Source organism: Catenovulum sediminis (genome assembly GCF_007289895.1).
GTDB lineage: Bacteria > Pseudomonadota > Gammaproteobacteria > Enterobacterales > Alteromonadaceae > Catenovulum > Catenovulum sediminis.
Map to the genome: position 1 here is coordinate 1,457,329 of NZ_CP041660.1, position 12,172 is coordinate 1,469,500.

At 43.1% G+C, this 12,172-nt stretch carries 13 protein-coding genes; all 13 read right to left on the reverse strand.

What is annotated here, in order from left to right; translation table 11 throughout:
• Positions 1 to 324: 324 nt before the first annotated feature.
• Positions 325 to 1,035, reverse strand: coding sequence for an urease accessory protein UreF (locus FNT16_RS05825; RefSeq protein ID WP_143870649.1), 711 nt, complete (start codon positions 1,033 to 1,035; stop codon positions 325 to 327).
• A complete protein-coding gene (gene ureE / locus FNT16_RS05830) occupies positions 1,001 to 1,450 on the reverse strand; it encodes an urease accessory protein UreE (protein WP_143870650.1) in 450 nt (149 codons plus the stop codon). The genes FNT16_RS05825 and ureE overlap by 35 nt, the downstream gene beginning before the upstream one ends.
• 36 nt (positions 1,451 to 1,486) lie before the next feature.
• On the reverse strand, positions 1,487 to 3,190 hold the full coding sequence (gene ureC, locus FNT16_RS05835) for an urease subunit alpha (RefSeq protein ID WP_143870651.1): 1,704 nt from the start codon (positions 3,188 to 3,190) through the stop codon (positions 1,487 to 1,489).
• Complete coding sequence (locus FNT16_RS05840; RefSeq protein ID WP_143870652.1) at positions 3,190 to 3,498, reverse strand: urease subunit beta; 309 nt, start codon at positions 3,496 to 3,498, stop codon at positions 3,190 to 3,192. Before FNT16_RS05840 ends, ureC begins: the two co-directional genes overlap by 1 nt.
• Before the next feature lie 9 nt (positions 3,499 to 3,507).
• Entirely contained in the window at positions 3,508 to 3,810 is a 303-nt protein-coding gene (locus FNT16_RS05845) for an urease subunit gamma (RefSeq protein WP_143870653.1), read from the reverse strand.
• 25 nt (positions 3,811 to 3,835) lie between these two features.
• On the reverse strand, positions 3,836 to 4,783 hold the full coding sequence (locus FNT16_RS05850; protein ID WP_143870654.1) for an urease accessory protein UreD: 948 nt from the start codon (positions 4,781 to 4,783) through the stop codon (positions 3,836 to 3,838).
• A gap of 1 nt (position 4,784) precedes the next feature.
• Positions 4,785 to 5,480, reverse strand: coding sequence for an urea ABC transporter ATP-binding subunit UrtE (gene urtE / locus FNT16_RS05855; protein ID WP_143870655.1), 696 nt, complete (start codon positions 5,478 to 5,480; stop codon positions 4,785 to 4,787).
• Positions 5,477 to 6,289, reverse strand: coding sequence for an urea ABC transporter ATP-binding protein UrtD (gene urtD, locus FNT16_RS05860; RefSeq protein WP_143870656.1), 813 nt, complete (start codon positions 6,287 to 6,289; stop codon positions 5,477 to 5,479). Before urtD ends, urtE begins: the two co-directional genes overlap by 4 nt.
• Positions 6,286 to 7,440, reverse strand: a complete 1,155-nt coding sequence (gene urtC / locus FNT16_RS05865; RefSeq protein ID WP_246072387.1) for an urea ABC transporter permease subunit UrtC — start codon at positions 7,438 to 7,440, stop codon at positions 6,286 to 6,288. The genes urtD and urtC overlap by 4 nt, the downstream gene beginning before the upstream one ends.
• Positions 7,437 to 9,065 carry an urea ABC transporter permease subunit UrtB gene (gene urtB / locus FNT16_RS05870; protein WP_143870657.1) on the reverse strand — a complete coding sequence of 543 codons (1,629 nt, stop codon included), beginning with the start codon at positions 9,063 to 9,065 and terminating at the stop codon, positions 7,437 to 7,439. The genes urtC and urtB overlap by 4 nt, the downstream gene beginning before the upstream one ends.
• 124 nt (positions 9,066 to 9,189) lie before the next feature.
• On the reverse strand, positions 9,190 to 10,473 hold the full coding sequence (urtA, locus tag FNT16_RS05875) for an urea ABC transporter substrate-binding protein (protein WP_143870658.1): 1,284 nt from the start codon (positions 10,471 to 10,473) through the stop codon (positions 9,190 to 9,192).
• 29 nt (positions 10,474 to 10,502) lie between these two features.
• A complete protein-coding gene (locus FNT16_RS05880) occupies positions 10,503 to 11,447 on the reverse strand; it encodes an outer membrane beta-barrel protein (RefSeq protein ID WP_143870659.1) in 945 nt (314 codons plus the stop codon).
• 218 nt (positions 11,448 to 11,665) lie between these two features.
• Positions 11,666 to 12,076 carry a DUF2721 domain-containing protein gene (locus tag FNT16_RS05885; RefSeq protein ID WP_143870660.1) on the reverse strand — a complete coding sequence of 137 codons (411 nt, stop codon included), beginning with the start codon at positions 12,074 to 12,076 and terminating at the stop codon, positions 11,666 to 11,668.
• Between the last annotated feature and the right edge of the window lie 96 nt (positions 12,077 to 12,172).

Genomic DNA, 12,172 nt, shown 5'->3' on the forward strand with positions numbered 1-12,172 from the left:
TGTAATTTTTTAGCGTCGAGCTAAAACCTTTGTCGGGCTAAAGCCACGACCTACATTTCGAGCTACGAGCTTTGAGCTACGAGCTGTGTAGGTCGTCCTTTAGGGCGACAACCTGCGTTAACGCCTAAAGTAGCGCTAAACTGACCCGATCTAAAATCTTTTGTCGGGCTAAAGCCGCGACCTACATTTCGAGCTTTGAGCCGATTGTCGGGCTAAAGCCGCGACCTACATTTCGAGTTTCGAACCGATTGTCGGGCTGAAGCCACGACCTACATTTCAAGCTGCGAGCTGTGTAGGTCGTCCTTTAGGGCGACAACCTGCGTTTTATGATCGAAACAATCGGCTGTATTGCGTTTCGTGCCAAGCGCTTGCCATCGCGAGTGCGGGTAAACTCGCACCAACCTCATCGATATCTGTTTGTTTCGCAATTAATGTGGCTTGTTCAACCCATTCGCTTAATTCAAACATTAAATTTTGCGCCTGTGTTTGCCCAAGCGGTATCAATTTAGTCCCGGCTGCAACCTGATTTTCAATAAACGCCCAACAAAACCCTGTAGCGGCGGATTCTGCATCAATTTGCCAGCAATAAGCGGCAAGCGCAAAAGCAGATACAAAACTAATTTCAGACCAGTTATCAACCTCAGCCAATGCCTCGCCAAACTCGATATTTTGCTGTTTTAATAATCGGATAAGTGCCTTACCCATCGCCAAATCAGCCATTCGCAGCTCTGCACTTTCACGGCACGCAATAATCAGTTGGTTTAAACGCTTTAATTCAACAAAGTCATCTGCTGCTAAACACGCAATCTGAGCATGCAACACGGGTAAATCTGTTTGCGCTAGAGCATGCAGCAAATTAAGCTGAATCCAGTCTTTGGCGCTTTCTACATTTTTTACCCATGCCAGTTCAACGGCATACTCCAAACCTTGCGAAAAAGAATAACCGCCAACAGGTAAACCCGCACTACATAACTGCAATAAACGGGTTAACTTAAGGCTGTTAGTGGCTGTGTGAATGGGCTGAATGTCCGCCATAAGCTCCACTTTCTGGTTCAAAAACTGCGGCTTTATCCGAGGTGGTTAAACCATACATTTCAACCAACTCTTTTAATACATGATCGGGTTTAAAACGCACCCAGCGCTCACCTACTTGCAATACGGTATGGCGATTACCCAAGTGATAACAAATTTTGCTAAACGTTAACCAATCGTCAGTGCTTGCCGTAATAACAGGTTCATCCGCGCCTTTAACTTCAATCAGCTGACCACATTCTGTTTTTAACACTTCACCCACTTTTAACGGATGCCCACGTTCAACAAAAATACCGACATCCTGTCCGTTATCTGTTTTTGTTTTAATACGCGCTTTTTGTCGCGTATCGTGATCCAAAGTAATGCTATCCTGCACTGCTTGATGTACATGTGACAGCCTTTGATACACTTGTAACATTTACTACCTCTGCCTTAAAACGGGTGAAAAAGTTTTCTAAAATAAACAATAACGCTGTGCCAATGGTAACTCACTGGCGGGCTCACAGGTTAACAAAACCCCATCGGCGCGTACTTCATAGGTTTCAGGATCAACCTCAACCTTAGGCGTTTCGCTGTTGTGGATCATATCTTTTTTGCCAATATTACGAGTGTTTTTACACACCCCAATCAAACGCGTTAACCCCAATTGTTCGGGCACTTTATTTTCAACTGCGGCCTGCGACAAAAATGTCATTGAAGTCTGTGAAGCCGCTTTACCTAACGCCCCAAACATGGGTCGATAGTACACTGGCTGTGGCGTTGGAATAGATGCGTTTGCATCGCCCATCGGGGCGGCAGCTATCATGCCTGACTTTAAAATCATGGCCGGTTTAATGCCAAAAAACGCAGGTTTCCACAAAACTAAATCGGCCAATTTACCTTCTTCAATAGAGCCAACCTCATGTGCAATCCCATGGCTTATCGCCGGATTAATTGTATATTTGGCAATATAACGTTTAGCGCGGAAGTTATCGTTTGCTTGAGTATCTGGCGCTAGCGGGCCTCGCTGCGTTTTCATTTTATGCGCGGTTTGCCATGTCCGGCATATCATTTCACCGACCCTTCCCATCGCTTGTGAATCTGATGCGATCATACTGATGGCGCCGATATCATGCATAATATCTTCGGCGGCAATACTTTCTTTACGTATGCGCGAATCAGCAAAGGCAATATCTTCTGGAATAGACGGATCTAAATGGTGGCACACCATCAACATATCTAAATGCTCGTCTATCGTATTAATCGTATACGGACGCGTCGGGTTGGTTGATGAAGGCAATACATTTTCTTCGCCACATGCGCGAATAATATCCGGCGAATGGCCACCACCCGCGCCTTCTGTATGATAGGTATGAATGGTACGGCCTTTAAATGCACCGATTGTATCTTCAACAAAACCAGATTCATTTAAAGTATCTGTATGGATTGCAATTTGTACATCGTATTTTTCAGCCACTGACAAGCAGGTATCAATTGCCTGTGGTGTGGTGCCCCAGTCTTCATGCAATTTTAAACCACATACACCGGCTTCGATTTGCTCTTCCAAGGCTTGCGGCAAACTGGCGTTACCTTTACCCAAAAAGCCAAAGTTCATCGGCATATCATGGGTTGCTTCTAACATTTTGTGGATATACCAGGTGCCTGACGTACAGGTTGTTGCATTGCTGCCGGTTGCTGGCCCGGTACCACCACCAATCATGGTGGTCACGCCCGACATCAGCGCTTCTTCAACCTGTTGCGGGCAAATAAAATGAATATGTGCATCAATACCACCGGCCGTAATAATTTGCCCTTCACCGGCAATAACTTCGGTACCCGGCCCCACTTCAATATCTATATTATCTTGTATATCTGGGTTACCCGCTTTACCAATTTTCGCAATCCGACCATCTTTGATGCCGATATCGGCTTTGATAATGCCCCAGTGATCCATTATCAACGCATTGGTTATCACCAAATCCGCTGTCGCGGTGCACGATGCCTGACTTTGCCCCATGCCATCACGGATCACTTTACCGCCACCAAATTTCACTTCTTCGCCGTATGTAGTGAAATCTTTTTCGACTTCGATCCAAAGTTCAGTGTCGCCTAAACGCACTTTGTCACCCACGGTTGGGCCAAACATATGTGCATAAGCGTGTTTATCTATCGATGCCATTATTTAAGATCTCCCATTATTTCACCGCGAAAGCCATATACTTTTCTGCGACCGGCATAGGCGACCAAGGTCACTTCTCTAATTTGGCCGGGTTCAAAACGAACAGCAGTACCGGCCGTTATATCTAACCGAAACCCAAGTGCTTTTTCGCGTTCAAATTTAAGCGCTGGGTTTGCTTCGTAAAAATGATAGTGAGAGCCCACTTGCACCGGTCTGTCTCCGCTGTTAACCACTTCAATGGTTATTTTTTCGCGTCCGACGTTAAGTTCGTGTTCACCTTCTGCTGTTTTAATTTCACCTGGGATCATGGCGGGCTCCTAGACTATTGGGTTGTGAACAGTGACAAGTTTAGTGCCATCGGGGAAAGTAGCTTCAACCTGCACTTCTGGTATTAACTCTGCGATCCCTTCCATGACTTGCTCGCGGGTTAGCAGGGTACGACCATAATCCATTAATTCAGCAACGGTTTTTCCATCACGCGCACCTTCCATGATTTCCATTGTGATATACGCCATTGCTTCTGGGTAATTTAATCTAAGACCACGATTTAACCGACGCTCAGCAAGCAATGCTGCGGTAAAAATTAATAATTTGTCTTTTTCTCTGGGTAATAAATCCATACATTTCTCTCTTAGATCTGTGTTACTAAGTCAACCAGATTCTCGGTTGATGAGCGGCCAGTTGGCAAAGATGCAAACGCGCCAATTGCCAAATTGCGGCAAATAAAAACTTACAACGTGAACTGCGTTGCCCTAAATACCGAATCACAAAAACCCCATCCAATGCGCTAATACTGATTTCACGACAGGCATTTAATTGTTCTACTTTTTGCCTGAAGATATCCAGTAGCTCACTGCACTTTTGCTGATTTTTATCTGAGCTTAATTGGGCGGGCGCTGCAATTAAAAACGTCCCAACAATAGAATGTCCGCGCAGCCCTGCAACATGATGCAATAATCCATTTTGTTGATTCACTTTAAGCACATCATGAAAAGCTAATTTGCCATCTATCAACAATTGCGTTTTCTGTGTAAATGCACCTTGTATAAAAGGTTTATCAACTGCTGGTAAGCCCAATGAAATAATATCCCAGCCGAAATACATGCTATCAGCGGACATCTCAACCATTAGTTGATTAATCGCATCTGCACCGCTGTAAATTAAGGTTTCTTGCGGCAGATGTTCTAAGATTGCATGCTCAGCCAGCTGGTAATGTGTTTTTTGCAGCTGCAAAGAAGTCCCCAAGCTGGCATCTTCACGTGCACGATAAAAACGGTTTGCACCGGGTGTGGTCAACAATGCATGACTAGCTGCATTTAATCTAGCCGATAAATGTAATTCATCCCCCGACACAATACCGGCCGGCGGGTGCAACAAATATACATGAGCACAATCGGGACCTTCGGGATAAAAAGCTTTTTGTACCGAAAGCGGCCCGTTTCGCTCAACCGAACTTAAGCGGCTGCCTTGTTCTGTTGAGCTAAAAGTTAGATTTAGATTGGCAATCCAACTGCGTTGAGACTCACTTGTTGACTCACTTGTTGACTCAGTTGTTAACTCAGTTGGATTGATTGCTACTGCAGTTTGATTCATGTTAAACAGCCAAATATTGGGCGACCAACTTGTCGTCCAGCGCTTCCATATTGCCAGATGCTACCACTTCCCCTTTTTCCATCAAGTGAAAATATTCACCAACTGCTCGGGCAAAAGGCAACTTTTGCTCAACTAAAACAATTGTCATGCCCTGTTCTTTGTTTAGTTTTAATAAAACGTCACGAATTAACTGAACAATATTGGGCTGGATCCCTTCGTTTGGCTCATCTAATATCAAGATATCTGGATTCAACACCAACGCTCTGGCAATCGCCAATTGCTGCTGTTGGCCACCTGATAAATCACCGCCTCGACGCTGTAACATTTCTTTTAGTACAGGAAATAAATCAAATACATGTTCGGGTATTTCTTTGCTACTTTGTCGTTTGCAATTCAGGCTGACTTTTAAGTTTTCTTCAACTGTTAACTGGCCAAAAATATGTCGCCCTTGTGGCACATATCCGACACCGATTTCAGGGCGTTTTTCGACCGATTGCTTGCCCATATCCTGACCATTAATAGTCAAACTACCCGTACTTAATGGCAACATGCCCATAATGCATTTTAATAATGTGGTTTTGCCGACCCCGTTGCGCCCCATAATACAGGTACGAGAACCGGCTTTAATTTGCATATCCAGATCCCACAAAATTTGCGTGCCACCATATTTTTGATTCACTGCTTTAAGCTCTATCATGCCGCCCCCTGATCTTCACCTAAATAAACCCGAACCACTTCTGGATTCGTTTGAATCTCAGACATAGAACCTTCAGCCAAGACACTGCCCTGATGCAAAACCGTGACTTTGCGCGCAATAGAGCGAACAAAAGCCATATCATGCTCAACCACAACCACAGAATGCTCACCCGCTAACGAGGTTAACAATTCAGCGGTTCGTTCAGTCTCTTGGGCTGTCATCCCGGCTACGGGCTCGTCGACCAACAACAACCTAGGTTTAGCAGCCAACAACATACCAATTTCTAACCACTGCTTTTGTCCGTGCGATAGCGCACCTGCCAGCATAAAGCGTTCTTTTTGTAGCCCTATGGTCTGCAAAATTTTATCGATTTCGTCTTTTTGTTCACCGGATAACTTATGAAATAAATTGGTCCAGATACCTTTATCCCCGGCCAAACTCAATTCTAGGTTTTCAAATACCGTCAACATTTCAAAAACAGTTGGTTTTTGAAACTTACGGCCAATACCTGCACGCGCAATTTGCGCTTCATCCATATCTAACAAATTAACTTGCTGGCCAAAACTGACCTTGCCAACATCTGGCCGGGTTTTACCGGTGATCACATCCATTAAGGTTGTTTTACCGGCACCGTTCGCACCTATCAAACAACGTAACTCGCCATCGTTAATGTATAAACTCAAATCATTCAGTGCTTTAAAACCATCAAAACTAACACTGACATCTTCAACATATAAAATGACACCATGGCGCGTATCGGGTTGAATGTTTTCTTCCTCTAATAAAGGCGAACCTGCTTTATTAATCATGACTTCACCTCCGCGGCTCTTTTTTCTGCGATTGATTTATCTTTTTTCGCTTGTTTAAACTTGTCCAATACACTCGGCACAAAACCGGCAATACCTTTAGGCAGTAACAAAGTGACGAGGACAAATAAGCCACCCAAGGCATACAACCAAGCTTCAGGCATAATTGCGGTAAAGCGAGTTTTTGCGTAACTCACAACCAAAGCACCGATAATTGCGCCATATAGCGAACCACGCCCACCGATCGCAACCCAGATCACCATCTCAATCGAATTAAGCGGCGAAAACTCACCCGGATTAATAATCCCCACTTGAGGCACATACATCGCACCGGCGATCCCCGCCAGCATTGCCGAAACAACAAATATCCAAACTTTATAATGCTCGGGCTTATAACCGATAAATCGTACCCGGCTTTCTGAATCACGAATGGCGGTAACCACGCGGCCCATTTTTGAATTAACAATAAAGTGGCATAAAGCAAAACCTAAGGCTAAAAACAAAGCGGTTAACGCAAACAAGACAATTCGGGTGGTGTCAGATTGCAAACTGAAACCTAAAATATCTTTAAAATCAGTTAAACCATTGTTGCCACCAAAGCCCATCTCGTTGCGGAAAAACGCCAGCATCAGAGCATAAGTCATCGCTTGCGTCATAATAGATAGATAGACCCCACTGACCCGCGAGCGAAACGCCATGCTACCGAAAATATAAGCCAGCAAACCCGGACCAGCCAACACCATAAAGATCATCCAGATAAAACTGTCAGAGCCCGCCCAGTACCAAGGCAGAGATTCCCAGTTTAAAAACACCATAAAATCAGGTAATTCAGGGTTACCATATACGCCCCGATCACCAATCTGGCGCATTAAATACATCCCCATGGCATAACCGCCCAAAGCGAAAAAGGCGCCATGACCTAAACTTAAAATCCCGCAGTAACCCCAGACAAGATCAACCGCTAACGCTAACAATGCGTAACATAAATATTTACCGAACAAAGTCACGGTGTAAGTACTTACATGCAACGCAGATCCTTCAGAGAAAGCCAAATTACATACAGAAACATATAAAGTCGTGATAAACAGGCAACCGACCACAACCGGTAAACTGCCAAATTTTTTAAATAAATCTTGGATAGATTGTGGGATCATTCTGCTGCTCTCCCTTTTTGTGGAAACAGACCTTTAGGTCGTTTTTGGATAAACAACACCAGACCAACCAGAACAATAATATTGGCCAGTACTGAACCGGTAAGCGGCTCTAAGAATTTATTAAATGAACCCAATGACATAGCAGCCACTAAAGTACCCCATAAATTACCAACACCACCAAATACAACAACAAGGAAAGAATCAATAATGTAAGACTGACCTAAGTTAGGCCCAACATTGGTTAGCTGACTCAACACAACACCTGCAATACCGGCGATACCTGAACCTAAACCAAAAGTAATGGCATCGACTCTGTCACTACGCACACTTAATGCTCGCGCCATTTCACGGTTTTGCGCAACAGCGCGTACATGTAACCCCAATGAAGAACGTTTCATAAAGGCTAAGAGTGCAAAAAACACAGCCAGAGCAAATATAACAATATATAAGCGATTGTAAGTTATCGAGAAAATAGGATTAATCTGCCATGAACCACTCATCCATTCCGGCGCTGCCACCGTTCGGTTTAATGGCGAGAATATCGTTCTGACCAATTGCTGTAATATCAAACTAATACCAAAAGTCGCTAACAAGGTTTCTAACGGGCGACCTTTTAAAAAGCGAATAACACCGCGTTCAATCAAAATACCAACCGAGCCGGAAACAATAAAGGCCGCAGGGATCGCAATAAACAGCGAATAATCTATCCATTGAGGAAATAGTTGCTGAACCACATAGGTGGTATAGGCACCCAGCATAATCATTTCACCATGCGCCATGTTAATTACACCCATCACACCAAAGGTAATGGCCAGACCAATAGCAGCTAGGAGTAAAACCGAACCTAAACTTAAACCGAAAAATAAGTTTTCGATAAATTCATAAATCGATCGTTTTTGTTTAATGCTATCAATTGCCTTGGTTAAAGCTGCTTTCAGTGCTTTATCGTCTTCGCTCAGCTCGCTGTTTTTGTATTCAGACAAACGATTTAGCTCTTGCACCATGGCGTTACGAACAGACGGCTCTAAACTATTTTTCAGCGCTTTTGTCGCGCTGGTTTTTTCTTGTACCGAGCCGGTTTTAAACTGATTCACCGCCATGGCAGTTTCCATTAACTGCACGACGTCTTCTGATTTTTCTGTCTTTAAATGCTTTTTAATTAATGCAATTGATTCGCTATTGGGGTCATCCAAAATCTGTTTAACCGCAGCCAACCGGACCGCTTCTTTTTTATGTGTTAAATCTAACTGCGCAAGTAATCCACGGATATCACTGCGAATACGGTTGCTGGTACGAATTTTTTTCATCGCACTTTTTGATTGATTCTCTAATGCTTGTTCACCAATAATCGCGGTTAACTGATAGTCACCATCCGGGGTTTTACGAATACTAACCACCTGCTTGTTACTTTTTAGATAATATAAATCGCCATTTACAATTTCGGTTAAAACAAAACGCACACGCTCATCATCTTGCGCGGCAATTTTTTCTAATAAAGGCGTAATGTTGCGTAAATTTTTATGGGGAAGTTGATTAATCAAAGCATCAAAGTCTTCGGCGGCGGAGGCCGTTGCACTTAATGCCGATATCAACATAGTGAAGATAAGGCAGAATGTTCGCAGCATTGCGGTATTCCTTCATGTTTGGGTGTTACTTTTGGGGTTGGCGCTGCTGCTCACTTGCAAGCAGCAACACCAGTTGGGAGTTTTTATTAAGGTTGTAAAAACTTGTTTTTATTTTTAATGCTAATTAGAAGTTCTGACCTGAACATTTAGCCGACGTTATATCGAAGTTGCCGCAATTCACTGGCTTAGTCCAGTCAGCAATTAAGTTTTTAGAACTTGGTAAGAAGTCAGACCAAGCATCCCCAATCACGGTATCCGGCGTTTCCCAAACAACTTCTAACTGACCATTTTCCTGAATTTCACCAATCAGTACTGGCTTAGATAAATGGTGGTTAGCATTCATAACCGCAGTACCGCCGGTTAAGTTAGGTACAGTTATACCAATCATTGCCTGCTCGACTGCATCTACCTCAGTGGTGCCTGCTTTTTCTACCGCTTTTGCCCACATTTTGAAACCAATATAAGTGGCTTCCATTGGGTCATTCGTTACACGTTTGTCATCACCGATGAATTTTTTCCACTGGGCGATAAACTTCTCGTTTTCTTCACTTTCAACACTTTGGAAATAGTTCCAAGCAGCTAAGTGACCCACTAACGGAGAGGTATCAAAACCGGATAACTCTTCTTCACCTACCGAGAAAGCAACGACTGGAATATCTTCAGCTGAAATACCCTGGTTACCTAACTCTTTATAAAATGGTACGTTAGCATCACCGTTAACCGTAGAAACAACCGCAGTTTTCTTACCGGCAGAACCAAACTTTTTAACTTCAGCAACAATACTCTGCCAATCTGAATGACCAAACGGCGTGTAGTTGATCATGATGTCTTTATCTTGTACGCCTTTTGCTTTTAAGTAAGCTTCTAAAATTTTATTGGTTGTACGCGGGTAAACATAGTCAGTTCCCAATAAAACCCAACGCTCAGCACCAATATCATTCATTAAATAGTCAACTGCTGGTATCGCCTGCTGGTTTGGCGCAGCACCTGTGTAGAATACGTTTTTAGATGATTCTTCACCTTCGTACTGAACTGGATAGAACAACAAGCCGTTTAATTCTTCAATCACCGGAAGAACCGATTTACGTGAAACCGAAGTCCAGCAACCAAAGATAACGTCCACTTTTTCTTTTGATAAAAGCTCTCGTGTTTTTTCAGCAAACAATGGCCAGTTTGAAGCAGGGTCAACGACCACTGGCTCGAGTTTTTTACCCAACAAGCCACCTTTTTTGTTTTGCTCTTCAATCATCATTAAAACAGTATCTTTTAATGTGGTTTCAGAAATCGCCATGGTGCCAGATAACGAATGTAAAACACCGACTTTAATTGTTTCAGCCGCATAAGCCATTTGTGCAACCATGCTGGTGGCAATAATTGAGCTAGCCGCGATCAGTTTTTTAAGTTTCATAATTATAATTCCTCAGTGTTGTGTGACGCTTAGAATGAGATAAGTGCTTCTACTGCAATAGAATCGCTGTCGCCTCTGATATCACTTTCATCCATACGATATTCAAAAACCATTAATAGGTTATCGCTGACTGCATAGCTAGGTGAGATAGTGATAGCACTGCCATCATCGACTAGCGCACCTGCTGAATTTTCGATTTCGAAATCGTGATAACGTAGCGTGATACCAGCAGAACCCATGGCATAGTTCGCCATTAATAAATAACCCGAACCGTCGTTGCCGTTTGCATAGTCGCCTAAGTTATATTCAGCCGCTAAGGTTAAATCACCTGCCGAATAAGCAGCCCAAACGTTCGTTGTGTTGGTGTCTTCATCTGATAAGTAGAAAGCTTTAACCGTGATTGAATCAGTTGGCGTAATTGCAAGCATCGCCTCGTAACCCGGTTTTTCAGAGTTAGTATCTTCTGGGCTATACGGGCTATTGATAACTGAAAGGGCAACCGCAAAAGCATCTGTGCTATATAAACCAGAAACACCTTGTTGGTAATAACCGTAAAAGTAAGGTGCATAACCTGTACCTGAGTATTGGAATAAGCCAGTCGGCTCTTCTGTTTCCCAACCTGAGTAGCTTAAGAAGCGACCTGCTTTTAACGTGAATTCGTCGGTAACGGCGTAAGTGAAAAATGCTTGTTCTAAATCAACTGCGCCATAAGAATCTTTGTATTCTAAATCGACCTGTGCTTTTAACTTGTCGTCAAAGCTGTATAACAAATCGATTTCAAACTGGTCTAAACCAGAAGCCGATTCAGAACTTGCACCATCTTTGTCGGTGTAAACATAAGACATATCGATAAAGCCGGATACGCTTAATTTTTCAGACAACATAAAACCGTCATCTGCATGAACAATGGGTGAAGCGGTTGCTGTCGCTAAAGCAACAGCCATACCTAAAGCAGTGCGTTTGAATTTATTCATTATTGTTACCCCTGTGTATTTTCGAATTCGCGTGTTATTAGCAGTGTTCGGGCCGGTAAACAAAACAACATTCTCAATTGGGAAATTGGCTTAGAATGCTGTTCTGTTTACGACTGCAATCAGTATCGCGCGATTAGGCCAGAGGGGGTATTCGTCAAAGTGCGCATCGATATACGTCATTTGACGTAGTTTTGCGTTTTTTGGAATTTTAGAAGTGGTTATTTTTGCTCGTCGTGAAATTTACCCAAGCTTTCCAGCTGCATATTAAGTGCATAACCGCTGATGTAAATTTCACGAAAACAGGTAATCAATGAAACCAGCAAAGCTAATAAACTAAAAGTAAAACCAATAGAGCCAACGGTGGGATAATCAAATAACGAAAACAGCATCGCCAACGTACAAGCGATAAACGAAACCACACCCCACAATTGCATGTGACGAATTAATTTAATACGTTTACGCAAATGAACAATTTGCACTCGCATTGTGCCATCTTCGGTTTCTTTGTATTGCTCATATAAAGAACGGGTTAAACCCGCAATCACTAAAAAACGATTGGTGTAAGCTAACAACAAAAGTGAAATGGCAGGAAACAGCAAACCGGGTGTCGTGATACCTATATCTGTCATATGTCGTGTCCTGATTGGCTTGTCTGTTTTATAAACTAACAGACTCGGGTGCTCTTGCACTATTTATGTGTTCGATAGTTGTTATAAAGCGGCCGT